This window comes from Streptomyces sp. NBC_01288 (genome assembly GCF_035982055.1).
GTDB lineage: Bacteria > Actinomycetota > Actinomycetes > Streptomycetales > Streptomycetaceae > Streptomyces.
Genome location: NZ_CP108427.1, coordinates 220,232 through 246,514, shown reverse-complemented (window position 1 = coordinate 246,514; position 26,283 = coordinate 220,232). Strand labels below are relative to the sequence as shown.

Sequence of the window (26,283 nt, the reverse complement as noted above, 5' to 3'; positions counted from 1 at the left end):
TACCGCCTGCTCGAACCCGGTCTAAGGTGCGTGGATGGAGCGGATCTTGGTCGTCGGGGCGACAGGCGCGGGCAAGTCCACGCTCGCACGGGCCGTGGGCGAGCGGCTCGGCGTGCCGTACCACGAGATGGACGCCCTCTACTTCAGCGGCCCCGACTGGACCGTCAACGAAGGCCTGACCGAGGACGTCCTGCGCCTCACCTCCGAACCCCGCTGGATCATCGATTCGATCGGCTCGCCCGAAGTCCGCGATCTGCTCTGGGAGAAGGCCGACACCGTGATCTGGCTCGACTACGCGAGACGCGTGATCATGTCCCGCGTCCTGCGCCGCTCACTCCGGCGCACGATCACCCGCGAGAGCGTCTTCGGTGGCAACAGGGAGACCTGGACAGGTTGGTTGAGCCGGGAACACCCGGTCTGGTGGGCTTGGTCCCAGTACATGAGCAGGCGCCGCGAGATAGAACGCCGGACCGGCGATCCCCGCTTCGCTCCGCTCACCACACACCGGTTCACCCGCCCCGACGACACGGCGGCCTGGCTGGCGAACCGGGGATGACTGCTCGATACCCGTGCTGCCTACGCGAGTTGGTCGAGGGAGCGGTAGAAGTCGAGGTGGCTGCGGGCCGCCGCGTCCCAGGTGTGGCGGGCGGCGAGGGCACGCCCGGCGGCGGCGCGGGCCGGGTCCCGCGTCCCGAGGGCGTGGCCGAGTTCGGTGGCCAAGTCCTGGGGAGTGGCGGCGAATTGAGCGGCTCCGCCGAACACCTCACGCAGCACGGGCAGATCCCGCACGACCAACGGAACACCGGCCGCCAACGCCTCCATGGCCGCGAGACCGAAACCCTCCTTGAGGGACGGGAACGCGAACGCGTCCGCAGCGGCCACCAGCGACGGCAGCTCGTCCTCTCCGACCTGCCCCAACACCACAGGTTCTACGGCGAGTTCGGCGGCCCGCGCCTCCCAACCCGCCCGGTAGTCGCGGTAGTCGAAGAGCGTCTCGCCCCCCGCGATCACCAGGCGGACGTCGGGACGGGCGGCGCGCAGCAGGGCGTAGGCCTCCAGGAGGTCCAGTGAGCCCTTGCGGGGTTCGATGCCGCCGACGGTGAGGATGTACCGGCCGAGGCGGGAGCGCCAACTCGCCCGCGCGGCCGGGTCGGTGGCGGCGAAACGGTCGTAGGCCACGCCGTTGGGAATGACCTGCGCCTCGATGCCCCAGCCGGCCGCCAGTTCACCGGTGACGGCCCCCGACACACAGACGTGCGCGTACGGCTCGACGATCGCGCGCTCGTGGCAGGCGGCCAGTTCGGGGGTGGTGAAGTGGTCGAGGTGGTGGACCGTGCGGACGCAGCGGCCGGCCGCGTTGGCGCTGATGCAGTCCTGGGCGTGGACGATGTCGTAGGGCGTCGGGTCGAAGGCGGTGCGGAGGGTGGCGATGGAGCGCAGGATGCGTTCGCCGACGGTCTCCGCGGGCGGGCCGTCGGGGAACGGGACGATCTGGACGCGGACCGTCGGGTTCACCGGGCGGAAGAAGCCCGCGTCACCGCCCCGGCCCAGGGTCCACACCGTGACGTCCTCGCCCAGTGCCGCGAGGGCCTCCGCGAGGGCGAGGGTGTGGACGACCCCGCCGCGCGGCTTGGTGGAGTAGCTGAGCAGGGCGATCTTCACGTACGGGACTCCCGGTAGGCGTCGGGGCGGCGTTCGTCGAGGTGACGCAGGACGCGGCGGGCCCGGTCGGTCTCGGCGGCGACGTCGATCTCGGCCACGGCGAGCCCGGCCTTGGACCAGGTGCGGGCGAGGATGTCGCCGCCCGGGCCGACCACCTTCGCCTGGCCGAGGAAGCGCATGCCGCCCATGGCGCCGGTCTGGTTCGAGGAGGCCAGGACGACCTGGTTCTCGGCGGCGCGGGACTGGTCGTAGAGGTCGAAGAGGCGGGCCTGGCGGTCCTGGGCCATGCGCGGGGCGCGGTTGGTGATGCTGGTGGGCCAGGCGGAGAGGCAGGCGAGGATCTCGGCGCCGTCCAGGGCCAGCGAACGGGCCGACTCGGGGAAGGTCTTGTCGTAGTCGATGAGCATGCCGAGGCGGCCGACCGGGGTGTCGAAGGCGTCGAAGCGGTCACCTGCCGTGTACGCGGCGACCTCGCCGGCCGGGAGGTGGACCTTGCGGTGCCGGCCCAGGACGCCGTCGCCGCTGACGCAGACCGCGGCGTTGTAGCGCTCGGTCCCGCCGTCCTCGCAGTAGCCGACGCACACCACCATCTCGGCTGCCAGTCGGGCGACTTGGAGGATCAGCGGGTCGTCCGGCTTGAGGGCCGGGGGGAGGGTCTGGGGGTCGGGGTGGCGCAGGTCGGCGAGGTAGCCGCCGAGGGTGGCGTCGGGCAGGACCAGCAGTCGGGCGCCGTTGCTCCGGGCGTCGTCGATGAGTTTGGCGACGCGGGCCAGGTCGAACTCCAGGTCGCGGCCGAAGTGGGCGGCCGCGGCCGCGATCCGGATGGTGCTCATGCGGTGACTGCTCCCGGGGCTGGTCCGTAGGTCTCGGGCCGCCGGTCGCGCAGGTGTCCCATCGACCGGCGGGCGGTCTCCAAGGCCTGTGCGACGTCGAGTTCGGCGACGGCGATGCCGGCCGTCACGCCCGTGTCGGCGAGGATCTCGCCGCCCGGGTCGACGACCTTGGCACTGCCGACGAAGCGTAGCGACCCGAACGTGCCCGCCTGGTTGGCGGACAGCCACACGATCTGGTTCTCCAGCGCGCGGGCACGGTCGAACAGGTCGAAACGCCGCTTCCAGCGGTCCTGTTCGAGATCGGCGCTCGCGTTCGTGCGCGCGCCCGGCCAGGCCGACACGCACACCCCGATCTCGGCGCCGTCCAGCGCCAGGGCCCGCGCCGACTCCGGGAACGCCTTGTCGTAGCAGATCATCATCCCGAGCCGACCGACCGGTGTGTCGAAGGCGTGGAAACGGTCCCCGGAGGCGTAGCTGGCGTCCTCGCTGAGCGGTTGGTGGACCTTGCGGTGGTTGCCGAGGACGCCGTCGCCGGTGACACAGACGACGCTGTTGTACTGCCGCCCGTCAGCGGCCGACTCGCAGTATCCCGCTACGACCGTCAACTCCCCGGCCAGGGCGGCCAGTCGGTGGATCTCCGGGCCGTCGAGGGCGAGCGCGGGCGGGCCCTCGTCCAACGCGCTGTCGTCGTCCAGGCTGAGCAGATAGCCGCCCAGGCACGCCTCCGGCAGCGCGAGAAGCCGTACGCCCTGCTCCCCGGCCTCCTTGATGAGCCGTTCGGCGATCGCGAAGTCCTCTTCCAGGTCGCGGCCGAACTCGGCGGCCACGGCCGCCATCCGCAGCGTGCTCATGCCGTCCCCATTCCGGTCACCTCGGAGGCGACCGCCTCGGTGATCTCTCCGTCGGGCCAGCGCAGCCCGACCCCTTGCCCGGCGGTCAACTCCCCGCACACGGCGCCCGTCGCGGGTCCGGCGGGCAGCGGGGGTGCGCCGAGGTTGTCGGCGGTCAGCATCGCGAAGCCGGGGAAGCAGGTCAGCCAGTCGCCCATGGGCGCGTCCGTCGGACGTGGCACTTCGGCCACGTCGAGCACCGCACCGCAGCCGCTCGCCTCGGCCAGCATCCCCAGCGTGCCGGCGATCCCGGCCATCGACACGTCCTTCGCGGCGGCCGGTCGCGCGGCGGCCACCGCCCTTGTCATCGTGCGCAGTTCGTCCGTACGACGACAGGTGGTCGAGTCCCACTGGCGGCCCCGGTATCCCGCGCGCCAGTCGCCGCCGAGGTCGGCGGTGAGCCGTACGGCGTGTCCGGGGCGACCTCCGCCACCGGGCACAGGTCGGTCGGTGCGGCCGAGTGCGGTCACCGACAGGGCGGCAGGGACGCCGAGTTGGGTGTGGCCGCCGAGCACCGGGACGCCGTAGGCCTGTGCGGCCTTGGTCAGTCCGGCGAGGATCAGCGCGGCGTGCGACGCATCGCGTGCGCCCACCGCGTCCAGCAGTCCGACCGGTGAAGCGCCCATCGCCGCAAGGTCGTTGACGTTCACCAGGACCGCGCACCAGCCCGCCCACTCGGGGTCCCGCTCGACCATCGACGGCACGATCGCGTCGCACGCGGCGATGACGTCGGTGCCGGGGACCGGTGCGCCGTCGTCTCCGACGAAGCCTGGTGGCGCGGGGAGTTCGGCGAGCAGTGGGCCCAACGCGGCCTTCGTGGCCGCGACTTGGGCGGCGATCCGCGCGATGGGCCAGCGCATCAGGACGTGTGGCGTACCGGCGACCTCCGTGGCCCGCACGGACTGCCAGCCGAGGCGGCGGAAGAGCACCTCGTTGCGGGCCTGTACGGTCGCGTCGAACCGCAGGACGCCCTCGGCCTCGGCGCGTGCGCAGGCTGCCCGGACCAGTGCCGCGCCGATTCCGTGCGGGCCGCGCGCCTGCGGGGCGACGACCAGCCGGCCGCCCTGCCACCAGCCGAGGTCCGGACCGTCGTCGACCGGGCCCAGCCGCACGCCGCCGACGACCATGCCGTCCGAGGCCCGCGCGACCAGCACGACGGTGCGGGTGTCGGCGTCACGGTCGTCGAGGTCGTCGCCGGTGAAGAGTCCCTGTTCGTGGACGAAGGTCTCCGTGCGCAGCCGCAGGTAGGCGGTCAACTCGGCGTTGTCGGCGGCCTGTTCGATGTGGAACGCGGGACGGCGGTCGAGGGTGCTCCGGTCGCCCAGCAGCGCCAGGATGTCGACGGGCCCGTCCGTCGCGAGGGGTGCTGTGGAGCCGTCGAGGTACACGGCCATCACCCGCCCGCCGACTGTAGGACGCTGCACGCGCCGCACGCCGCGCAGCCCGCCTTCTGGTCGGCGCCGCTCATTCCGGCCGCGCGCAGCCTGGCCGCGACGCGCTCGGTGACGTGCGTCAGGAGTTCGGCGCTCGGTGCCGGGATGCCGTCGCGGGCGGCGAGTGTGCCGGCCATCGGGCGGAAGGGGACGACGAACGGGTACACGCCCCGGTCGATCAACTCGCCCGCACCCGCGATGAGTTCGTCCGGGTCCTCACCGAGTCCGACGAGCAGATAGGTGGAGACACGGTTCGGCCCGAAGACCCGCACGGCCTCGTCCCAGGCGGCCTCGTACTCGGCCATGGGGACGGTCGACTTGCCCGGCATCCAGCGTCGCCGCACCTCGTCGTCGAGGGACTCGACATGGATGCCGATCGTGGTGGCCCCGGCGTCGTGCAGGGCGCGGATCCAGGCGAGGTCGCCGGGCGGCTCGCACTGCACCTGGATGGGGAGTCCGGGGACCGCTTCGAGGACGGCGCGCACGGAGCGGACGAGATAGCGCGCACCCCGGTCGGGGCCGGTCGTCGTGCCCGTGGTCATGACCATCTGCTTGACGCCGTCCAACCGCACCGCCGCTTCGGCGACTTCGGCGAGCTGCGCCGGTGTCTTGGCGGCGACCGTCGCGCCCGAGCGCAGGGACTCCTCGATGGTGCAGAAGCGGCAGCGGTCCGGCTCGGCGTAGCGGATGCAGGTCTGGACGACGGTGGTGGCGAGGACGTCGGCGCCGTGGAGGCGGGCGATGTGCTCGTAGGGGGTGCCGTCGGAGGTGGTGAGGTCGTAGAACCTCGGGCGGTTCACGGCGGTCAACGCGAGCCCGGTGTCCGTGAGTTGTCCGTCCTCGTCGCCGAGCCACACCTTGCCGTCGCGTACGCGGTAGGGGCTGGCCGGGTTGGTGGGCAGTGCGGCGTTGGCACCGTCGACGAGGACGTGGCCGTCGCCGCTCGGACCCGCGCCGTCGGGCCGCCGTACGGGGGCGTCCAACGCGACGCCGTGCAGGGCGAGTTCGGCGCGGGTCAGGATGCGCACATCCACCGCCGTACTCGTCGATTCGGTGCCAACGCTCACAGCGGCCCCCTTACAGCTGGTAGGTGGAGTTGATGATGGCGCCCTTGCGCGCGTAGTGGATCAGCGCGTCCTGGACGTCCAGCGGGTGGGTCGGGATGACGCCCTCGATGAGGTCCTCCTCGCGGGCGCCGTGCAGCGACAGCCCGAAGCGGCAGCAGAACACCTTGCCGCCCTCGGCGATGAACGTCTTGAGCTGGTTGTTGATGTTGTGCTCGCCGGGGAAGGCCGAGTTGCCGGTGGTCGGGAAGCCGCGCGTGGCAAGGCAGTTGAGGGAGCCGGGGCCGTAGAAGTAGATGGCCGTCTCGAAGCCCTTGCGCAGCGCGCGGGTCGCCTGGAGGACGGCGACGAAGGAGACCGACGACTCGTGGGCGATGCCGTGGACGAGCGTGAAGTACGTCTCGCCGTCCTCGGCCTTGTAGTCGGGGAACACCTTTGTGGCGCCGTAGATGCTGGTGCCGTCCGGGAGGGACGGGTGGGGGATCTCGTTGAGGGACTGCTGCTCGATCTCGCTGAGTTCGACGGTTTCGGACATGGCTGTCTCCTTGTGCGTACCGGACTTGAGATGGAGAGGGGAGTCGGTCAGTCGTAGAGCGCGGCGAACGTGTCCCGGAAGACCAGGTCGCCGAGTTCGCCGCCGCCGGTCGCTTCGGCGAGGCGGGCGTACTCACCCGTGAAGTCGCCCCACGGCTGGTCGCTGGCGAAGAGCACCCGGTCGTGGCCGATACCGCGGCGCTCGATCTCCCGGGCCAGCCAGCGGGGAGTGAAACCGATGGCCCAGGAGAGGTCGGTGTAGACGTGCTTGCCGGCGGTGATCCAGTCGAAGAACCGGGAACCGGCGAGCTTGATGTGACCGCTCATCCCGCCGCCGAAGTGCACGAGATGGACGGGGACTTGATCGGCGTACCAGTCGACCAGGTGGCCGACCTCGTCGATGTCGGAGGCGGCACCGGGGGAGGTGTGGACGTGCACCACCAGCCCGTGCCGGGCCGCCACGGCGAAGATACGGTCCAGGTGCGGGCGGCACGCCTGGTCGGTCGGCCGTCCGCCGAGCAGGAAGCTCAGCTTGAGCGCCTTCACGCCCCGCTCACCGGCCAACTCCAGTGCCTGAGCGGTGCGTTGTTCGTCCTCGGGGCGCGGGGAGACCCAGAGTCCGGCTCGGATGCGGTCGTCGGTCTGGGCGGCCTCGATGGCCAACTCGTTGAAGGAGAAGGCGATCGCGGGGTCCGGGACGCCGTAGTTCGGGATGACCAGGGCGCGTTCGGTGCCCTCCGCGTCCAGGTCGGCGACGAGCTGCTTGACGGTGGCGCGGGCGGTGGTGTCGGGGTTGACCGGCGGGCCGCCGTAGAAGGGGTAGGCGGGGAGGACGCCGATGTGGCGATGTGCGTCGTAGACCATGAGTGTCGTCCCGTTCCTCGTCCTCGTCCGGTTCTTCTCCTCGTCCTTCTTCTTCGCCTCAGCCGATCGGGAGGGCGGAGGCCAGTTCGGTGGGGGCGCCGGTGAGGGTGCCGCAGACGTCGGCCAGGCGGCGGGAGGCCTCGATGTGGTTCGCGAGGAACTCCGCGTCCCTGCCCACCGCTTCGAAGCGCCCCGAACCCCACGAGTGCTGCCAGGGCAGGCCGAGGAAGTACAGGCCGGGGACGCTGGTGGCGCCGCGCCAGTGCATCGGGTAGCCGCGGCCGTCGAAGACCGGTGCCTCTATCCAGCGGTGGTCGCGGCGGAACCCGGTCGACCAGACGACGGACGTGATGTCGGCCTGGGCCAGGTCGAGTTCGCGGGGCTGGTCGTCCGGCTCCCACACGGGTACGTAGCGGGGCTCGTCCGGTGCCGCGATGCCCTGGGCGGTGATGTGGGCGTCGACGGCATCCTTGATGCCCTCCGCCACGGCGTCCGCGTGGTCGAGGTTCACCTTGAGGTCGTCGGCGAACTCCAGTGCCGTACCGCTGACTTCGGTGAGCCGGCCGTACAGCCGCATGCCGTCGCGGGCGAAGGCGCGCAGGTCGATGTCGCGGCCTCCGTCGCGTCCGGTGACGTAGTGGTTGACGCGCATCCGGACCGCGCCGGCGTCGTCGAAGTCGTCGATGCTCTTCGCGTAGTGGCCCATCTCGTCGAGCCAGGCCACACAGTCACGGCCGCGGTAGAAGCGGGCGACACGCGGGGCGCTGCCGACGGCCAGGTGGACCTGTCGTCCGGCGAGATGCAGGTCCTCGGCTATCTGGCAGCCGGACTGGCCGGTGCCGACCACCAGGACGGCGCCCGGGGGGAGTTGGGCGGCGTTGCGGTAGCGGGAGGAGTGGACCTGGGTCACGGAGTCGGGCAGGCGCTGGGCCATCGGCGGGAGGGAGGGGGTGTGGTAAGGACCGGTCGCTGTCACCACCTGGTCGGCAGTGAAGTTCCCCTCAGTGGTGGCGAGTTCGAAGACTCCGCCCGGGGAGCGGCGCAGGCGGGTGACCGTCACGCCCTCGACGAGCGGCGGGCGGAAGTGGGCGACGTAGCCCTCCAGGTACCGCACGATGTCGTCGCGCACCATGAAGCCGTCGGGATCGTCACCCTGGTAGGGGTAACCGGGCAGCCTGCACTGCCAGTTGGGGGTCACCAGGCAGAAGGAGTCCCAGCGGCGCTCGCGCCACTCGTGTCCGACCCGGTGGGCCTCGACGACCACGTGGTCGATGCCGCGTTCGCGGAGTTCGTGGCTGACGGAGAGCCCCGCCTGGCCACCGCCCACCACGGCCACCGAGTAGTGCGCGCCGTCCAGCCGTGTCGCCGGGCTCATCGCGGGCTCCCGTCGGCACCGGTGAGGGACTCGACCGTGACCTTGGCGTCGGTGACGTCGCCGTAGGCCGCGGCCGTCCGTTCTATTAGGGCGAGTTGGCCGGAGGCGCCGGTGCAGTAGAAGCCGAACTTCTCCCGTACTCGCTCCCCGGCGATACCGAGCGCCGTACGGCTGCGTTCGACGAATTCGGTGAGCGCGTATTCGGCGCCCGGGGTGAAATAGTCCTCGACTATCGTGGAGGGTGAATAACAGCGCTGGGTCAAACCGTCGGGCCAGCGCACATCGAAATACATCTCGGGCATGACATCCTCCATGCCGCGCGCCGAGGTCTTGCCACCTCGCCGCTCTCCATGGCGACCAACTTCAGCCCTGGGGATTTCCGAACGAAGTCATCGGGAACAAAGGGGAGTTGCGAAATCCTCACCGCGGCTCAGGGGCGGTGTCAGCTATTCGTTACCGCCCGTTGACGTTTCGGCGGACGGCCAATGGGCGAGCGAGATCATCCCCATCACCCGGCGTATCAGGTAGAAGGCCAGCGGCAGTTCGACGAACAGCGCCAACGCCGCCGACCACCAGACCTCCGACGTGCCGAAGGCGAGGGACACGTCGAACCACGCGTCGCAGATCAGCAGTACCGACGTGGTGAGCGCCGCCAGGATGACGGCGCGGTTCCGCCGCCAGCCGAGCAGCGCGGTGGACGCCATCGCGACCACGAGCAGGACGTCGAAGCCGACCCAGGTCAGGCGCCACTGATGGACCTCGTACCCGGACGGCAGTGTCGTCGCCAGCAGCACCGTCCATGGGACGAGTCCCACGGCGCAGACGGTGAGCAGTTCCAGGGTGTGGCGTCGGTGCCGGCGTATCCGCTCCAGCACGTCGGGCGTCGGAGAGGGGGCCTCGACCCGGTTCCGGGTGTCGGCGTTTATCGCGTCGCTCACCTCGACTGCTCCGTTCTCAGACGTCCGATGGTGATCCAGTAGGGCAACGCCCCCTTCGGCGTCGTTTCTTCCCGAGGGCGGCGGGCGCGGATTCCGCGCCTCCGGATCGCCGCAAATCGGATGGATCTCTCCAATAGCGGAGGAAGGGAGCGGCGGACTAGACTCGCGCAACCAACGATCCGGGGAAGGTCCGGCATGCGACGGTGGGCGGAATTCGTTCTTCGGCATCGCAAGGCGGTGGTGGCGTTCTGGGGTCTGGTGCTGGTCGCCGGGATCCTGCTGGCCGGTCGTACCACGGACCGGCTGACGATCGACTTCTCCCTGCCGGGCCAGCCCGGCACCGTGACCGCGCACAAGATCGAGGACGCCTTCGGCAGCGGCGGCGACACCAACCCCTATCTGGTCGCGGTCACCCTGCCGGCCGGGCAGACGATCACCGGTCACGAGAGGGACGTCGGGAAGGTGTTCACGGCCGTCGGCACGGCGGCACCGGGTCTGCGGGTGATCGACGAGGCGAACACCGGGGACAAGGCCTTCCGGACGAAGGACGACCGCACCGCCTACGCGCTGGTCTTCTACCGGTTCAACCCGTCACCCAGCCAGAAACCGCTGACCGACCCGATCCGCGCGGCGGCGGAGAAGGCCCAGCCGGCGGGCGCGGTGATCGGAGTGACCGGCGAGGACCCGCTGGCCTCCGGTGGTGACGACGGGGGCGGACCCGGGGTGCTCGGCGAGACGCTCCTCGGCGCCGTCGGCGCACTCGCCGTCCTCGCCTTCGTGTTCGCCTCCTTCCTGGCCCTGCTGCCGCTGCTCGTGGCCGCGGTGTCGATTCTCGCGACCTTCGTGATGCTGCTGCCGCTCACCTATGCCACCGACGTGTCGTTCATCGTGCAGTTCCTGGTCGCCCTGATCGGCCTGGGTGTGGCGATCGACTACTCGCTGTTGTTCGTCACCCGCTGGCGCGAGGAGCGCGACCGCGGCCGGGACAACCACGAGGCGGTCGTGGTCGCGATGGAGCACGCCGGGCACGCGATCGTGTTCAGTGGCGTCACGGTCGCCATCGGCCTGCTCTCCCTGGTCGTCCTGCCCGTCCCGTTCCTGCGCAGCATGGGATACGGCGGCGCGCTCATCCCGCTCGCGAGCGTGCTGACGACGCTCACCCTGACCCCCGCGATCCTGGGTGGCATCGGCCCGAAGGTCGACTGGCCGAAGATCCGGCACGAGAACCGGGCGAGCCGGTTCTGGAGCCGCTGGACCGCAGCCGTCGTACGGCGCCGCTGGATCGCGGCCGCCGCCGCCCTGGCCGCGCTCGCGGCCCTGGTCGGCGTCTTCCTCGGCATCAAGATCGGCCTCGCCTCCTCGGAGTCGCTGGCCAAGAACGGCCCCGCGTACGAGACCCTGCAGACCCTGGAGCGGGGCGGCGTACCGACCGGCGCGCTGACCCCGATGGAGGTCCTGGTCAGCACCGACCGAGCGAGACCTGTCGCCGCCGAGCTGGCCAAGGTCGACGGGGTGACCAGCGTGCTCGTGCCCACCGGGCCCGCGGGCAACCGGGGCGGACAGAGCATCGTCGTCGTCATCCCGGACACCGAGACGGTGAACTCGAAGAGCGTCGACGTGGTCAGACGGGTCAAGACCGCCACCGAGCACCTGCCCGGAGTCGTCGGCGTCGCCGGCGTCGGCGCGGCCCAGATCGACTTCCTGCACGCCGTCTACGGCAACTTCCCACTGATGCTCACGATCATCGCGCTGCTGACGTACGTGCTGCTCGTGCGCGCCTTCCGCTCCCTGCTGCTGCCGTTGAAGGCGGTGCTGCTGAACCTGATCTCGCTGGCGGCGACACTGGGGCTGATGGTGCTGTTCTGGCAGGACGGGCACGGCTCGAACACGCTCTTCGGCATCGCCGCGACCGGGGCCGTCACGTTCTGGATCCCGATCATGATCTTCGCGTTCCTGTTCGGACTGTCCATGGACTACGAGGTGTTCATCCTCTCCCGCATCCGGGAGGAGTACGACGCCGGCCTCTCGACCGACGACGCGGTGATCGAGGGCATCGGCCGCACCGGCCGGCTCGTCACCAGCGCCGCGCTCATCCTCTTCCTCGCCTTCGCCGCACTGGCCTCGGGACCGGGCACCGATCTCAAGACGCTGGCGACCGGCCTGGGCATCGGCATCCTGCTCGACGCGACCGTCGTGCGGATGCTCCTCGTCCCCTCCCTCGTCTCCCTGTTCGGCGGCTGGAACTGGCACCTGCCCGCCTGGGCGGCCCGCCCGCTGCGCGTGGCACCGTCCAGCCCGCACCCGGAACCGTCCGGGCCTGCGCCGACACCACCGGCGGGCTAGGCCTTCGCACAAGGCCCCCCGGCCGAGGTGACGCCGAGCACGCCGTGCCCGGTCGCCGCGAACGCGTTGTCGTGCCCGGGGACGCGGTCGATGACCGGGAGCCCGTCGAGGAGGAAGGGCCGGCCGCCCACCCAGGGGTTGCGGATGAGGCCGACCAGGTTGTCGGGGTCGTCGAACCAGCTGCGCAGACAGTGTGGGCCGGCGAGCGCGACGGCGACGATGCGGCGCCGGTCGAGGCGGTTGTTGTTGCCGCTCAGCCACAGGTTCCCGGGCTCTGGCCGCCCGTGGCGGTGTTGTCCGTGCCGGTCTCGGTCGGCGGCGCTTCGACAGGGAAGAGGATCGGGCTGATCAGGTACTGCGTGCGGTCGGGGGATGGCTCGTTGGCCAGGTGGGGGGCGATCGCCTCCCGCATCCCGTCGATCATCCCGTGCAGTTCCCCAGGGCTGAGCCAGACGGCGTGCTGCCGGTAGCCGACCAGGTCGGCTACCGGGTCGGCCGTGTCGCGCTCGAGATACGCGGTGAATTCGGCAGCCAGGACCGCCAGAGCGGTGGCGAACGCGCCGCGATGGTCGTCGAGCGAGAGCGAATTGACCGTGTCCGTATTGATCCCCGCACTGTCGCGGCGCAGCCGGTAGCGGCGCTCGACCGCGCCGCGCACGCGTCGCTCCAGGGCGACTTCCAGGACCCCACCGGCTGCGAGCAGGTCGACGTGCCGGTAGACCGTGGCCTTCGAGACGTCCCGAATGCGGTCGCACAGCTCGGCGGTGGTCAGTTCCCTGCCGCCGCACATCGCATGAACCACTCGCAACCGCACAGGGTGGGCCAAGAGTTCGAAAGCATCCATCCCGTAATGATCTCACGCCGTGCTACCGTTCGCATTCATTGAGAAAGGTTGTGATGGGATGCCTGACGGCGCTGCGACAGAGTCCATGACCGGCTCAGAACTCGCTTGGATGCCACCGCCCTATGCCGAGCCCGGCCGCTTCAGCGAGCACGAGGTGAGCCTCGGAACCGGCCCACTCGCGGTGCCAGGCACGGTGAGCGTCCCCCTTGGGCAGGCGCCCGGCCCCGGCGTGGTGCTGCTCGCCGGTGGTGGACCGTTCGACCGCGACGAGACCAGCGGGCCGAACAAACCGCTCAAGGACCTGGCCTGGGGGCTCGCCAGTCGCGGGACGACAGTACTGCGCTTCGACAAGGCGACCTACGCCCATCGCGATGTGGCCGAGGCATCGGACCTGACGATGACGCAGGAATACGTGCCGCATGCCGTCGACGCGGTCGACCTGCTCCGTAGCCACCGCTCGGTGGACCCCGAGCGGGTCTTCGTCCTCGGCCACAGCATGGGCGGCAAGGTCGCCCCCGCCGTCGCCGTCGCCGCACCCGCGGTGGCGGGTCTGGTGATCATGGCCGGTGACACGCAGCCGATGCACCACGCCGCTGTCCGCGTGGTCAGCTACCTCGCCGCCGTGCTTCCCGGCCAGGTCCCATCCGCGGCCATCGGGACCTTCCAGCGGCAGGCCGCCCTGGTCGACAGCGCGGAGCTCACGCCTTCGACCCCCGCAGCGGATCTGCCGTTCGGCCTGTCCGCGCCGTACTGGCTCGAACTACGTGACTACGACCCGGTCGCGATCGCGACCGGACTCGGCAAGCCGATGCTCATCCTCCAGGGAGGACGCGACTATCAGGTCACCGTCGCCGACGACCTCGTGCGATGGCGGACGGGTCTGGCCGGCCGCCCGGAAGCCGATATCCGTGTCTACGAAGCCGACAACCACCTGTTCTTCCCCGGCGCGGGACCATCGACCCCCGCCGAATACGGAACTCCGCAGCATGTCGACCCCGCCGTCATCGCCGACATCGCCCACTGGCTGAGCCACGGCCAGTGATGAGCGTTCGCGCCGGTTGACCAGCGGTCGGCAGCCTCCAGGCGGGGGACCGGCACACTGCCGACCCCGCGCACCGAGGGATGCGCCCCGCTCGCCCTCGCGACAGCGCCGACAGGCCGGGTACCGCCGAACTCAGCGCCTGCCGTCGCCCGGCGCGGGCAACCTCGTGGTGCGAGAGCGGGTTCAACCTCGCCCGTACCGGCGAGGCCCCGCGTGCCTGGTCGACCGGCTGCGTGGTGGAACGGTCCGCTGAGCCCGTCAGGCCGACGTGCCCCGGGCGCGGAGCATCCGGCTCACCTCGTCCGACCGCTCCAGGACGGTCGTGCGGACCACCGGGACCGCCTCCTGGGACACCTGCCGGGCCTGGTCGATGTACGAGGCGTCGATGGCGTGCAGCGGGAAGAGACGGTGCGTGTAGCTCATCGCCAGGATCATCCCGCCCAGGTGCAGCTTCGGGACAGCCTCCAAGTAGCGCTCGGCGTAGGGCGCCAGCAGCTCGTCCTGGCCGGGGCGCCAGAAGGACGCCGCCACCAGGCCCATCGAGTTGATGGGCACCGTACGGTCCACGACCAGTTGCTGCCACACCTCCGCCTTCGTCGCCGCGTCGGGCAGGGCGGCCCGCACGGTGAGGGCGCGGAGCCAGGCGTCGGGGTCCGGGTCGCGGGCGAGCAGACGGTCGGATTCCGCTGTGACGTCGCCGCCCAGTTCCGCCTCGCGGATCAGAGCGCGCCAGTGCAGGTCCACGTCGGCGCCCGCCTGTTCGCGCAGCCAGGCGAGATCGTCCGCGGTCGTCGCGGTACGGGCCAGCCCGCGCAGCGCGACCTGACGGCGGCCGGGGTCTCCGGCGAGGTCGCGACAGGCCGCCGCCACCGCTGCCGACAACTCGGCGCGGTCGGCGGGCGGGGCCCAGAGTTCCGCGACGTTCGCGGCGAGGGTCAGATAGGGCTCGATCACCGCGTCGGACGTCTCGACCGTCAGCACCGAGGTGAGGCACCGTCCGGCCTCCGCCGCCGTGGCCTCGCCGGTCGTCAGCATGTCCCACACGGTGGCCGCGGCCACGCCCCGGGAGATGGCCGTCGGCAACTGTGCCGCCGTACGGAAGAGGGCGTCCCTGGTGGTCGGGTCCGGGCGGGTCGTCGCGAAGGTCAGGTCGTCGTCGTTGATCAACAGGAAGTCCGCGGCGGGTGGGAGGCCGGTGATCGTGGTGCGGGTCTCCGTCACCTCGACCCGTACCAGCGCCCGGCGTTCGAGCGCGTCGCCGTTCCTCGCGTACGCGCCCACCGCCAGGACCTGCGGGCGCGGGTCGGCGGCGGCCACCAGCGTGACCTTGTCGCCGTCGCGCTCCAGGGTGAAGCGGTCGGTGCCCGCCGTCGCCAACCAGGCCGTGCGCCAGGTGTCCAGGTCGCGGCCGCTGACCTCGGACAGGGTGTCGATGAGGTCCTGGAGTGTGGTGTTGCCCCAGGCGTGGCGGGCGAAGTAGGCGGCCATGCCGGTTCTGAAGTCGTCCTCGCCGACGTACGTCTTGAGCTGCTGGAGGACGGACGCGCCCTTGGGGTACGTGATGTTGTCGAAGATCGAGCTGGCCTGGGCGACGTCGTGGATGGGCTGGTGGATCGGGTGCGAGGCCGGGCCCTGGTCGGACAGGTACGCGCTGATCTTGCCGATCATCAGATGGCCCGCCCACGCGTCCGTGTGCCGGGTGGCGCGCTCGGCCGCCCAGTGGCAGGCGAACTCCGCGAACGCCTCGTTCAGCCAGAGGTCGTCCCACCAGCGCATGGTGACGATGTTGCCGAACCACATGTGTGCCATCTCGTGCAGCAACACCCGTGCCAGCAGCCCGTGTTCGGCCGGGGTCGGCGCGGCCCGCCGCAGGAACGCGTCGGACCAGGTCACGCAGCCGTAGTTCTCCATCGCCCCGCCGAACTCGGGCATGAACACCTGGTCGTAGCGGCGCTGCGGGAACGGCATCGCGAAGGCCTCGGCGTAGAAGGCGAGGCCCTGGCGGGTGAGGGTGAAGATCTCGTCGGCGTCGCGGTCGAGCACCTCGGCGAGTGAACGGCGGGAGTACAGGCCCAAGTTGTGGCCGTCGGCCTCGCGGCGCACCTCGTGGAAGGGGCCTGCGTTGATGACCGTGTTGTACACGGACAGGGGTGGGGTGTCCGGGAAGGTCCAGCGGCGGGCCGCGTCCAGCTGCTCGACGTGTGCGTCGCCGGAGTTGCTGGTGACGGTCCACGCGGACGGGGCCGTGACGGTGAAGGCGTGCGGGGCCTTGAGGTCGGGCTGGTCGAAGCAGGCCCAGACGAAGCGGGCCTCGTCCGGTTCGAAGCTCATCCACACGTACACCTCGCCGTCGGCGGGGTCCGTGGCCTTGTGCACGCCCTCGCCGGCCGTGGTGTCGGCCTGGACGCTCTCCACCCGCAGCACGTTGTGCTCGGCGAGGCCGGGGAGGTGGATCCGCCCGTCCTCGGCGGGGGCGAGTTCGACCCCGTTCAGCGTCGCGCTCAGCACCCGCGCCGCGCAGTCCACGAAGGTCTCCGCGCCCGGCTCACGACACGTGAACGCGACGGTGGAGACGGCGCGGACCTCCGGCCCGTCGGGCAGTGCGGTCAGATCGACATCGACGTCGTACCGCTCGACCGCGACCAGCGCGGCCCGGCGCTCGGCTTCGGTGCGGGTCAGGCTTCGGATCCCCATGTGTGTCCTCCCTCGGCAGACAGCGGCCGTCAGCGTACGACGGGGATCGGTGGGGAGCGCAGGGGTTTTCGGGGGTGTCGACCTCGGCCACGGGCGATCCACCACTGTCTCGTGCGGGATGCCGCTCGGTCACGTAGAACGCCACGCCGGGCGCTCGGCCCCTGACCGAGCGCCCGGCGTGGTTCGAGGACGGGGTCGGCGCCGCGACCCGGTGGTCGTCCCCGCCCGACCGACGGACCGCGCGCCGCCGACCCCGTCGGATCACGGCCCCCAACTGCCCCTGACACAACCCCTCACCGCCCCCGCAACCCCGCGCTGATCACCCGCCCCGTCCGGCGCGCGGTCTCCGCGAGCCGTTCCAAGTGGTGGGCCGGGTCGGTGAGGACGCACAGGGCCGCCACGGGCGTGCCACGCACCCCGAGCAACGGAACTGCCGCGCAGCACACGCCAGTCACCACTTCCTCCCGGTCGAACGCGGCACCGCGCTCCCGTATCGCGTCGGCGTCCCGCGCCCAGGACACGGGAAGCGGCCCCAGCAGGGGTGCCGGCGCGGCCGTGGCCACCAGGACCTTGCCCGCCGCGGTGAACCACGGCCAGGTCATCCGGGTCTCCAGCGGATCGGGCCGTCGGGCGTCCTCGGGACACCACTCGACCATCAGCGTCTCGCCCTTCCACAGCACGGCGATGCCCACCGTCGTGCCCGTGAGCCGCGCCAGCCGCCGCATCGGTTCCCGCGCGGCGGCGCGCAGCCGGGGGTGCGGCTGCCACGCGCTCCCCAGGCGGAACATCCGCGGGCCCACCCGGTAACTCCCTCCGCACCGCTCGACCGCGCCCAGGTCCGCCAGCTGTTCCAGCAGCCGGTACGCGGTCGTCTTGGGCAGCCCGCAGTCGGACGCCAGCCGCGTCGGCCCCGCCTCCACGGCCCGCTCCACCGCCTCCAGCAGGGCGAAGGCGCCCTCCAGCACGCTCCTTCCGCCGGCGCTTCCCGTGGCGGCCGGTAAGGTCTCCGGCCGCCGTACCGGCACCCGTGTCCCAGGTGCCATCACTCCCTGTGTGATCACACGTCTCGCCCCCGTTTGCCTGTTGCGCAGCCGCCAGGCGACGGCCCTGCCGTCGTGCAGGGACGGGACGCGGTCGGCGCCCCGTCCGTTCCCCAGCAGATTCGCACGGGTGTGTGACGGGAAACCTTGTCGAAGGCTTGTCGCGCCGCGTACACGTCCGTGAAGAAAAGGAGGAGGCTTCGTGCAGGGGGGAGGCGCACATCATGGTGGACGTGCAGTTGCTCGGGCCGGTGGAACTGTCGGCGGAGGGGCGCGCGGTGGAGGTGGGCCCGCCCCAACGCCGCACCGTGATGGCCGCGTTGGCCGTGGACGTCGGCCGGCCTGTCGCCGTCGACGTGGTCATCGAGCGGGTCTGGGGCCCGCACGCGCCCGACGGCGCGCGCGGCGCGGTGCACGCCCATGTCGCCCGGATACGGCGGATGTGCGAGCGGGCCGCCGAGACCGCGCAAGAACCCTTATTACTGGTGCGCCGTTCCGGCGGATACCTCCTGGAGGCCCGCCCCGACCAGGTGGACGTGTACCGGTTCCGGCAACTCGTCGACCAGGCGCGGGCGTTCGGGCCCGCCGAACCGGCACGGGCGGTGCTGCTGCGCGAGGCGCTCGACCTGTGGCGCGGGGAGCCGTTGTCCGGGCTGAACGGGGAGTGGGCGGCCCGGACGCGCGAGGCCTGGCGGCGCCAGCACCAGGACGCGGCCGTCGGCTGGGCCCGCGCGGAACTGCGCCACGGTGAACCCGCGTCCCTCATCGGCCCGTTGACCGGCCTGCTCGGCGAGTACCCGCTCGCGGAACCCCTGGCCGAAGCCCTGATGCGGGCCCTGCACGAGACCGGCCGCAGCGCGGAGGCCCTGGACTGCTACGCCGCCGTCCGCAAACGCCTGGCCGAGGAACTCGGCACGGACACCGGACCGGCACTGCGCCAGCTCCACCAGTCGATCCTGCGCGGTCACCGCTCCGCGTCACCCCCGCGCCCCGAGCCGTCGACGACCGTACGGCAGACCGAGCCGTCGGCGGCGCTACGACTGTCCGAGCTTCCCGCCCAACTCCCCATGGGGATACGAGGGTTCACCGGCCGCGACGGTGAACTGGCCCGGCTCGCCGCGATCCTCGCCTCGGCCGAGGGAGAGTCCGCCGCCGTGGTCATCTCGGCGGTGTCGGGCATGGCGGGCGTCGGAAAGACCGCCCTCGCCGTGCACTGGGCGCGGAGGGTCGAAAGCGCCTTCCCCGACGGGCAGTTGTACGTGAACCTGCGAGGGTTCGATCCGCAGGGATCGGTGGTGCAGCCGACCGAGGCCGTACGCGGGTTCCTGGACGCGCTCGGCGTACGGCCGGAACGGGTGCCGCCGGGTCTTGAGGCCCAAGTCGGGTTGTACCGCAGCCTGTTGACGGGGCGTCGGATGATGGTCGTACTCGACAACGCCCGCGACGAGGAACAGGTCCGCCCCCTGCTGCCGGGCGCCGTCGGCTGCATGGCGCTGGTGACCAGCCGGAACCGGCTGACCGGGTTGGCCGCGACGGAGGGCGCCCATCTCCTCGCGGTCGACCCGCTGACACCGGCCGCCGCGCGGGACGTACTGGCGGAACGGCTCGGCGCGGGCCGGGTCGCCGCCGAACCGGCGGCGGTCGCGGACGTCGTCACCTGGTGCGCGGGACTGCCCCTCGCACTGGCCGTGGTCTCGGCACGCGCTGCCGCGCAACCGCACCGACCCCTCGGCGCACTCGCCGAGGAACTCCGGGAAGCGGGCGGCCGGTTGGACGCGCTCGACGGCGGCGAGGAGTCCAGCCAGGTACGGGCCGTGTTCTCCTGGTCGTACAGCGCGCTCAGCTCTGCCGCGGCCCGGCTGTTCCGCCTGCTGGCACTGCACCCCGGACCCGACCTGGACCAGCGCGCGGCGGCCGCGCTGGCGGGGGCACCGCCCGAGCGTGTCCGTGCGCTGCTGGCCGAACTGACCGGCGGGCACTTGCTGGTTGAGCACGCGCCGGGGCGGTACGCCTTCCACGACCTGCTGCGGGTGTACGCCGGGGAACTCGTGACCGCGTACGACGACGAGTGGGAACGCCGGTCGGCGGTCCACCGGATGATGGACCACTACCTGCACTCCGCGCGCGCGGCCGACGTGTTGGTGACTCCACAGCCCAATCCGGTGGAGTCGCCCGCGCCCAGACCCGGCGCGAACGCCGTGGAGTTCGAGGACTACGGCCGTGCACTCGCCTGGCTCGTCGCCGAACACCCGGTGCTGCTCGCGCTCGTACGGCAGCAGAGGCCCGGCTTCGACGCGCATGTGTGGCGCCTGGTCACCGTACTCACGACCTTCCTGGACCGGCACGGATACTGGCAGGCGCTGCTGACCGCCGGACATCGCGCGCTGGCGGCGGCCGAACGGGAGGGCGACCAGGCCGGCCGGGCGGGCGCCCACCGCGGACTGGGCCTGGCCCTGGACCGGTTGAAGTGCCCTGAACCCGCCCGGGAGCACTATCTGCGGGCCCTCGAACTCTTCGCCGCGGTCGGCAGCGACGCCGGCCAGGCCCGCACCCATCAGCATCTCTCACGGATGTCGGGGGGACAGGGCAACGCCGAACTCGCCCTGGAACACGCCTATCGGAGCCTGGAGCACTACCGGGCCGCGGGTGACCGGGCAGGACAGGCCGCCGCGCTGAACCACATCGGCTGGCGGCAGGCGCACCTCGGCGACCATCTCCGCGCGCTCGGACACTGCGAGCAGGCCCTCGAACTCGCCCGGGAGGCCGGTGATGTGGACGGACAGGCCCACATCTCCGACAGCCTCGGCTACATCCACCACCAACTGGGCCGCTATCAGCAGGCAGTCGACCGGTACCGGCAGGCGGCCCAGTTGTTCCACGCGACGGGGGAGCGGCACAGCGAGGCCGCCTGCCTGATCTGCTTGGGGGACAGCCATCGCAGCGCGGGGCAGTCCGACACGGCTCACGAGGTGTGGACCCGCGCGCTCGCCCTGACCACCGAACTCGGCCTGCCTGACGACGATCCCATCCGTGCCGGGTTGCGGGAGCGCGTCGGGGACGGCCCGCTGCCGTAGCGGCCGGGGCTCTCAACTCAGGTGCATGGCGCGGCCGTTGCCTCCGGTACCGGAGCCGTGGTCCGCGGCCTGAGGCGGCGGCTGAGGGCGATGCCCGCGGCCGTGCAGGCACAGGTCAGCCACCAGGTGGAGTGCCAGTCGCCGGTACGGGTGGCCAGCCACGCGGCGGCCGTGGGCCCGACGAAGCTGCCGGCGTTGAAGAGTTGCTGGATCAGTCCCATGGTGGCGGGAGCGGAACCGCCGGCCGGCGTCAGCTCACCGATCATGCGCAGCAGGGTCGCCGGTATCGCGCCACCGCTCAGCGAGAAGACCGTGACGCACGCGAACTGCCAAGCGGTACCTGCCGGGAGGCTGTGCCAGTCGACGGCGAACGCCAGCACGGAAGTAATGGCCATGAGGACGAACGCGGGGACGACGAGGACACGGTTCGGCAGGCCGCGCTTCATGAGCGCCGCGGTGGCGATCGAGCCGACGGCGTTCGCCGCGCCGACCAGGGCGCTCAGCACACCCGGCCAACTGCCCGTCATCCCGCCGTCGCGGTAAATGGTGGGCAGGAACCCGACCACCGCCATCCACGGCAGGGTGTAGCAGGCGAAGACGAGTCCGGCCGTCCAGGGCGCCGGTGCCCGGACGGTGCGGCCGATGCGCGCGAGGGCCGCCGCCGCGCCACGCGCACCACCCGCGTCGTCCCGGGGCACCCGGGCCAGGACCCACGGCAACGGCAGCAGCGCGACCACGGCCATGCCCCACCACCACACCCGCCACGGCATCACCTGGAGGACCAGCGCGCCTATGACGAGCCCGGCGAAGGTGGAGATGCCCTGGTAGGCACCCCAGAACCCCATCGCCGTGGTGAAGCGGCCGGGTGGAGCGGTACGCCGGATCAGCCCCGGCCCTGTCACCGCCACCAGGATGAAACCGGCCCCCTCGACCGCCCGCGAGGCCAACAGCGGCGCCGCCGACCAGGCGAATCCACCGCCCACCGAACCGAGGAACAGCAGGACCAGCCCCGCGCTCAGACAGCGTCGCTCACCGATCAGCTCGGCCAGCAGCGAGACGGCAAGTCCCCCGAGCATCCCGGCCAGTTGGACGATCCCCAGCAGGGTCCCGGCCTGGACCAGGCTCAGCGACAGGTCGTGCCGCAGGAACGGGAGCGCGGGCGGCACCTTCCACACCTGAAGCCCGGCAGCGACGCCGGCGGCGATGACGACGATCCAGGAACTACCGGTGCCGGAAGGAGGGGTCTTCGAGGCCATGGCGGGCGGTCCTTCAACAGGGTGGAGGCGTGGAACGGCTCACCACCTTGACCACGCGGCGGGGCATTCGCGCAATACAGGTTCTGTTCGGTGCGACAGATGCTCAATCGATAGGAGATCTGATGGCAGAATGCGCACCATGGCACTGATGGACCCTTTGGACGCCCGGATCGTCCTGGCCCTGGACGACGACCCGGACGCGACGATCCTCGCCTTGGCCCAGACCCTGGGCGTGGCCCGGAACACCGTTCACGCGCGGCTGCGGAGGATGGCGGCTGAGGGCGTGCTCAAGCCCGTGAGCCGACGTGTCGACCCCGCCGCCCTCGGGTACGGCCTGGTGGCGTTCATGTCGCTCGCCGTGAGCCAGGCCGAGCCCGAGAGCGTCCACGAGGGACTGCTCGATCTCCCCGAGGTCATCGAGGTGCACTACACCACCGGCGACGCCGACCTCCTCGCCCATGTCGTCGCCAAGGACACGGCGGACCTGCACCGCGTCACCAAGGCGATCCTCGCCATCGAAGGAGTCGACCGGACCAGCACGGCCATCTCTCTGGCCGAGGTCATCCCCTACCGGCCTCGGGCTCTGCTGCATCGCCTGGCGAAAGGTCGCGCCTAGAGATCCAGCTCCAGCACCGGGGAGTCGCAGCGGCTCACGCAGATCATCATCGTGGTGGCGGTGGGGCGTTCGGACGGCTCGATCACCGTGTCGCGGTGGTCCGGGACCCCGGCCGTCACCGGCGTCTCGCAGGTACCGCAGTAACCCTCCTCGCAGGAGTACGGAACGTCCGGGAGCTTCTCCCGGACGACATCCAGCACGGAACGGTCGGCGGGCACGGTCAGCCGCAGGCCCGAACGGGTCAGCACCACCTCGAACTCCCCGCTCGTCGCGCCGAGTTGATCCGGGATCGCGTCGGTGGCCGCGGTGAAGCGTTCCAGGTGCAGGGACCGCGCCGGGTCAGCCGTACGGCACAGGGCCGTCACCGCGTCGAGCATCGGTCGCGGGCCACAGGCGTAGACGGCGTACGTGGGCGGGGTGGCGGCGAGTTCGGCGGCCAGGTCCGGGAGGCCCGCCTCGTCCTGCGGCACGAGCAGCACGCGGTCCCCGCCCAACGCAGTCAACTCCTCGGCGTAGACGAGCCGGGACCGGTCGCGGGCGCCGAGGATCAGCCGCCAGGGCAGGCCGCGGGCGGTGAGTTCGCGGGCCATCGGCAGCAGCGGGGTGACGCCGATGCCGCCGGCCAGCAGCAGATAGCCCGGCGCGGGAAGCAGCGGGAAACGGTTGACCGGCCCGCGTACCTCCATCTCCCGTCCCACCAGGGCGGTTTCGTGGATCTCCCGGGAGCCGCCACGCCCCTCGGGTACATGGTGCACGGCGATCGTCCATGCCTCCGTGTCTGTCACCTCCCCGCACAGCGAGTAGGCCCGCCGCAGCCCCGACGGCAGGGTCAACTCCACGTGCGCGCCCGGCTCCCAGGCCGGCAGGGCGCCGCCGGTGGGTCGGGTCAGCCGGAGTTCCAGCACGTGGTGGGCGACCCAACGGGCCTGTCGGACCAGGAGGCGTTGGGTGGTCCCACCGGGGTGGTCGAGGTCAGAAGACACGGAAGTACTCCCGCTGTTCCCAGTCGGTCACCTCTTGACTGAAGCGATTGATCTCGGCTCGCTTGATGCTCGTGTAGTACGCCACGAAGTCCTTGCCGAGCCGGTCGGCGAGCATACGGTCGGACTCCAGCGCGTCGAGGGCCTCGCCCAGTGAGCGGGGGAGCGGTTCGGCGCGTGCCGCGTAGGGCTCGTCGGCGGCCGGTCCGGGTTCCAGTTCGCCCGCCACGCCCTCCAGACCGGCGGCGAGTTGGGAGGCGAGGTAGAGGTAGGGGTTGGCGGCCGGCTCCCCGATCCGGTTCTCCAGACGGCTGGATGACGGACCGTCACCCAGCACCCGCACCATCGCCCCGCGATTGTCGCGCCCCCAGACCGCGCGGTCCGGCGCCAACGACAGCGAGCGAAAGCGCTTGAAACCATTGAGAGTCGGCGTCGAGAACGCACTCGTGGCCCGCGCGTGCCGCAACAGCCCACCCAGAAAGGCGGTCCCGTACGGCGACAACGGCGGCCCGGACGCGGTGAGTTCGCCGGTCTCCGGCGCGAAGATGCCCACGCCGTCCCGCAGCATGCTCTGGTGCAGATGCCAGCCGCTGGAGAAGACGCCCGGCAGATGGGGTCGGCACATGAAGGTGGCGTGATGGCCGTGGCGGGCGGCGACCTGCTTCACGGCGCTGCGCAGCAGCACCATCGCGTCGGCCGTGCCCAGGCCGTCGGCGGGCTGGAGCGTCAACTCGACCTGGCTCGGCCCGAATTCCACCTCCAGGCTGCGCAACGGGAGGCCCAGGCCCTCGATGGTGGAGCGCAGGACGTCGAGGATGGGGTCGAGTTCGTCGTAGCGAAGCTCGCTGAGGTACTGGTAGCCGTGGTTGAGCATGCCGACCTCGGGCGCGGCACCCGGCTGACCCTGATCACCGGGGCCCAGACGCGGGTCGTCGAGCCGGAACAGGTGGAACTCCACCTCCAGACCGGTGCGGTAGGTGAGCCCGTCGGCCTGGTCGAGGACCGAGCGCAGCAGCCCGCGCGTGCACAGCGGGACCGGCGCGCCGGAGGTGAAGCGCAGATCGCACAGCAGCCAGCCCGTACCCGGCGACCACGGCAGCATCCGGAAGGTCAGCGGGTCGGGCACCATCACCATGTCGGCGGCGCCCCGGAGTTCGGGCAGCCCGAGCGGTGTCTCCTTGGTGAAGAGCGGGAACACGGTCCGCCCGGAGGTGTCCTTGGCGAGCAGCGACGAGGCGATGCCGGTGCCGTCGCGCAGGACGTTGGTGAGTTCGCCCAGGGTGACGGTCTTGCCGCGCAGCAGACCGTGCTGGTCGGCGAAGACCAGCCGCACCACCGTCATCCCGCCGCTCTCGGCGCGTTCGCCTATCTCCCGTGCGGCGGCGGCCTGTTCGGCGTTCCACAGGCCGTGCCGTTCGATGAATCCCACGCGGCTCAGCCGTCCGTTCCCAGCGGCCGCGCCCAGCTGCTGTCGGCGCGCTGCTTGTCGGTGACGGCCGTCCAGTGCTCCAGCCAGCCCTCGGTGGGGCCGATCCCGTCCAGGGCGACCGGTCCGTGCAACCGCCCTGCCTCTTCGGCCGACAGCACCAGCGGCGGGTCCTCGCCGCGCTCGACGGCGGTGATGGCCTCGCCGAGCATCCGCCGGTACATCACGATGGCCTTGTCGGAGCGGCCCAGATGCTCGCGGGTACGGTCCTGGACGGTTCCCTGGCCCTCAACCGCCCACTGGTCGTGCACGTTGATGTCGGTGCCGAGCCCGGTGTACGTCGTCGTGCGCTGCTCCGCCGGGTCGTAGCCGTAGCCGTTCGCGCGGCCGAAGCGCGGCCGGTAGTCGGGCAGGGTGACCGCGCCGACCCGCTGCCGGCGCATCTCGTCCTGGTCCACCGGACCGCCGACGCTGGTGAACAGGGCATACCAGTAACTTGAGTTGTCGTCGATCGGCACATGCCACTGGGTGATCGCCGTCTCCGCGTCGAGCGGGATGTGGAAGGCGTGCGGGAACACCTGGTGGGTGATACGGACATGGGTACGGCTGCCGTCCATCGGCAGGCCCTGGGTGTCCGTGCCATCGAGCGTGCGCCGGGCGGTGAGGCGGATGCCGTACGGAGTGCGGACGGCGTCGATGTCGGGGCGGCCGTACTCGCGCAGGATCTTCGTCATCGGGAGGTCGGTGCCCTGGGAGGCGGCTCGGAACTGTTTTCCGTAGCTGTCGGCGGGGTCCTCGTCCTGGAAGAAGCGGTGCAGGTAGGAGGCGTGGGCGGGGTCGATGCCGACCTCCAGGGCCTGGAGCCAGTTGCACTCCAGCAGCCCTTTCCAGGCGAAGGCGTGGTCGGCGGGGGCCTGGAAGCAGTCCAGGGCGGGGAGTTGGGGCGGTTCGCCGGGGCCGAGGTAGCCCCAGATGATCCCGTTGATCTCGCGGACCGGGTAACTGCCCAGCCGTACCCGGGACTTGAGCGGGCTGTCGACGGGCTCGGCGGGCGTGTCCAGACAGGAGCCGTCACGGGCGAACAGCCAGCCGTGGAAGCAGCAGCGCAGCCCGCCGTCCTCCAGCCGGCCGAGCGCCAGGTCGGCGCCGCGGTGCGGGCAGCCGCGGTCGACGAGGCCCAGCTCGCCGTGTTCGTCGCGGAACAGGACCAGCTCCTGGCCCATCACCTTGGGTGCCACCAGCGGTCGTGCGCCGTCGAGTTCCTCGCTGAGGGCGATCGGCTGCCAGTAGCGGCGCATCCACTCACCGGCCGGGGTACCGGGACCGGTCCGGGTGAGCCGTGTGTTCTCTTCCTCGCGCATGGGACGCCTTTCGG

At 71.4% G+C, this 26,283-nt stretch carries 22 protein-coding genes and 1 pseudogene; 5 read left to right on the top strand and 18 right to left on the bottom strand.

Going from position 1 to position 26,283, the window contains the following annotated elements:
• Window positions 1–34 precede the first annotated feature (34 nt).
• Window positions 35–556, top strand: a complete 522-nt coding sequence (locus tag OG194_RS01205) for an AAA family ATPase (protein WP_327398900.1) — start codon at window positions 35–37, stop codon at window positions 554–556.
• Between the two features lie 20 nt (window positions 557–576).
• On the opposite strand, the gene OG194_RS01200 is transcribed toward OG194_RS01205, so the two are convergent.
• From OG194_RS01200 to OG194_RS01155, 10 genes are all read right to left on the bottom strand, one after another.
• The gene (locus OG194_RS01200) at window positions 577–1,662 is read right to left on the bottom strand and encodes an MSMEG_0565 family glycosyltransferase (protein WP_327398899.1); all 1,086 of its coding nucleotides are present in this window, start codon (window positions 1,660–1,662) and stop codon (window positions 577–579) included.
• Window positions 1,659–2,495, bottom strand: a complete 837-nt coding sequence (locus tag OG194_RS01195) for a carbon-nitrogen hydrolase family protein (protein WP_327398898.1) — start codon at window positions 2,493–2,495, stop codon at window positions 1,659–1,661. The genes OG194_RS01200 and OG194_RS01195 overlap by 4 nt, the downstream gene beginning before the upstream one ends.
• On the bottom strand, window positions 2,492–3,346 hold the full coding sequence (locus OG194_RS01190; protein ID WP_327398897.1) for a carbon-nitrogen hydrolase family protein: 855 nt from the start codon (window positions 3,344–3,346) through the stop codon (window positions 2,492–2,494). The genes OG194_RS01195 and OG194_RS01190 overlap by 4 nt, the downstream gene beginning before the upstream one ends.
• The gene (locus OG194_RS01185; RefSeq protein WP_327398896.1) at window positions 3,343–4,809 is read right to left on the bottom strand and encodes an MSMEG_0567/sll0787 family protein; all 1,467 of its coding nucleotides are present in this window, start codon (window positions 4,807–4,809) and stop codon (window positions 3,343–3,345) included. The genes OG194_RS01190 and OG194_RS01185 overlap by 4 nt, the downstream gene beginning before the upstream one ends.
• Window positions 4,779–5,885 (bottom strand): MSMEG_0568 family radical SAM protein, encoded by a 1,107-nt coding sequence (locus tag OG194_RS01180; RefSeq protein ID WP_327398895.1) that lies wholly within the window; start codon window positions 5,883–5,885, stop codon window positions 4,779–4,781. The genes OG194_RS01185 and OG194_RS01180 overlap by 31 nt, the downstream gene beginning before the upstream one ends.
• 10 nt (window positions 5,886–5,895) lie before the next feature.
• Window positions 5,896–6,417, bottom strand: a complete 522-nt coding sequence (locus OG194_RS01175) for an MSMEG_0572/Sll0783 family nitrogen starvation response protein (RefSeq protein WP_033279770.1) — start codon at window positions 6,415–6,417, stop codon at window positions 5,896–5,898.
• Window positions 6,418–6,464: 47 nt separating this feature from the next.
• Window positions 6,465–7,280: an amidohydrolase family protein gene (locus OG194_RS01170; RefSeq protein ID WP_327398894.1), complete on the bottom strand. Its 816-nt coding sequence runs from the start codon at window positions 7,278–7,280 to the stop codon at window positions 6,465–6,467.
• Window positions 7,281–7,338: 58 nt separating this feature from the next.
• Window positions 7,339–8,655: an MSMEG_0569 family flavin-dependent oxidoreductase gene (locus OG194_RS01165; RefSeq protein ID WP_327398893.1), complete on the bottom strand. Its 1,317-nt coding sequence runs from the start codon at window positions 8,653–8,655 to the stop codon at window positions 7,339–7,341.
• Complete coding sequence (locus tag OG194_RS01160) at window positions 8,652–8,957, bottom strand: MSMEG_0570 family nitrogen starvation response protein (protein WP_327398892.1); 306 nt, start codon at window positions 8,955–8,957, stop codon at window positions 8,652–8,654. The genes OG194_RS01165 and OG194_RS01160 overlap by 4 nt, the downstream gene beginning before the upstream one ends.
• Window positions 8,958–9,101: 144 nt before the next feature.
• Window positions 9,102–9,593: a hypothetical protein gene (locus tag OG194_RS01155; protein ID WP_327398891.1), complete on the bottom strand. Its 492-nt coding sequence runs from the start codon at window positions 9,591–9,593 to the stop codon at window positions 9,102–9,104.
• A gap of 195 nt (window positions 9,594–9,788) precedes the next feature.
• Between OG194_RS01155 and OG194_RS01150 the strand changes: the two genes are divergently transcribed.
• Window positions 9,789–11,936 (top strand): MMPL family transporter, encoded by a 2,148-nt coding sequence (locus OG194_RS01150; RefSeq protein WP_327398890.1) that lies wholly within the window; start codon window positions 9,789–9,791, stop codon window positions 11,934–11,936.
• Here the strand turns inward: OG194_RS01150 and OG194_RS01145 are convergent.
• Together OG194_RS01145 and OG194_RS01140 are read right to left on the bottom strand one after the other, a co-directional pair.
• Window positions 11,933–12,208, bottom strand: a pseudogene (locus tag OG194_RS01145) (FAD-dependent oxidoreductase); the annotation flags it as partial. The gene OG194_RS01150 and the pseudogene OG194_RS01145 sit on opposite strands and share 4 nt — an antisense overlap.
• Window positions 12,190–12,780, bottom strand: a complete 591-nt coding sequence (locus tag OG194_RS01140; protein WP_327398889.1) for a helix-turn-helix domain-containing protein — start codon at window positions 12,778–12,780, stop codon at window positions 12,190–12,192. The gene OG194_RS01140 and the pseudogene OG194_RS01145, both read right to left, overlap by 19 nt.
• Before the next feature lie 109 nt (window positions 12,781–12,889).
• On the opposite strand from OG194_RS01140, the gene OG194_RS01135 reads away from it, so the two are divergent.
• Window positions 12,890–13,822: an alpha/beta hydrolase family protein gene (locus tag OG194_RS01135; RefSeq protein ID WP_327398888.1), complete on the top strand. Its 933-nt coding sequence runs from the start codon at window positions 12,890–12,892 to the stop codon at window positions 13,820–13,822.
• 258 nt (window positions 13,823–14,080) lie between these two features.
• On the opposite strand, the gene pepN is transcribed toward OG194_RS01135, so the two are convergent.
• Together pepN and OG194_RS01125 are read right to left on the bottom strand one after the other, a co-directional pair.
• Window positions 14,081–16,516 (bottom strand): aminopeptidase N, encoded by a 2,436-nt coding sequence (gene pepN, locus OG194_RS01130; protein ID WP_327398887.1) that lies wholly within the window; start codon window positions 16,514–16,516, stop codon window positions 14,081–14,083.
• A gap of 293 nt (window positions 16,517–16,809) precedes the next feature.
• On the bottom strand, window positions 16,810–17,481 hold the full coding sequence (locus OG194_RS01125; protein ID WP_327398886.1) for an IclR family transcriptional regulator: 672 nt from the start codon (window positions 17,479–17,481) through the stop codon (window positions 16,810–16,812).
• A 299-nt stretch (window positions 17,482–17,780) separates the two neighbouring features.
• Between OG194_RS01125 and OG194_RS01120 the strand changes: the two genes are divergently transcribed.
• Entirely contained in the window at window positions 17,781–20,630 is a 2,850-nt protein-coding gene (locus OG194_RS01120; RefSeq protein WP_327398885.1) for an AfsR/SARP family transcriptional regulator, read from the top strand.
• 17 nt (window positions 20,631–20,647) lie between these two features.
• On the opposite strand, the gene OG194_RS01115 is transcribed toward OG194_RS01120, so the two are convergent.
• Complete coding sequence (locus tag OG194_RS01115; RefSeq protein WP_327398883.1) at window positions 20,648–21,886, bottom strand: MFS transporter; 1,239 nt, start codon at window positions 21,884–21,886, stop codon at window positions 20,648–20,650.
• Window positions 21,887–22,025: 139 nt separating this feature from the next.
• On the opposite strand from OG194_RS01115, the gene OG194_RS01110 reads away from it, so the two are divergent.
• Window positions 22,026–22,502 (top strand): Lrp/AsnC family transcriptional regulator, encoded by a 477-nt coding sequence (locus OG194_RS01110; protein WP_327398882.1) that lies wholly within the window; start codon window positions 22,026–22,028, stop codon window positions 22,500–22,502.
• Here the strand turns inward: OG194_RS01110 and OG194_RS01105 are convergent.
• The 3 genes from OG194_RS01105 to OG194_RS01095 are packed head-to-tail and all read right to left on the bottom strand — an operon-like array spanning window position 22,499 to window position 26,269.
• Window positions 22,499–23,485, bottom strand: coding sequence for a PDR/VanB family oxidoreductase (locus tag OG194_RS01105; RefSeq protein WP_327398881.1), 987 nt, complete (start codon window positions 23,483–23,485; stop codon window positions 22,499–22,501). The genes OG194_RS01110 and OG194_RS01105 overlap by 4 nt on opposite strands.
• Window positions 23,475–24,911, bottom strand: a complete 1,437-nt coding sequence (locus OG194_RS01100) for a glutamine synthetase family protein (protein ID WP_327398879.1) — start codon at window positions 24,909–24,911, stop codon at window positions 23,475–23,477. Before OG194_RS01100 ends, OG194_RS01105 begins: the two co-directional genes overlap by 11 nt.
• A 5-nt stretch (window positions 24,912–24,916) precedes the next feature.
• Window positions 24,917–26,269, bottom strand: coding sequence for an aromatic ring-hydroxylating dioxygenase subunit alpha (locus OG194_RS01095; protein WP_327398877.1), 1,353 nt, complete (start codon window positions 26,267–26,269; stop codon window positions 24,917–24,919).
• Window positions 26,270–26,283: the final 14 nt, after the last annotated feature.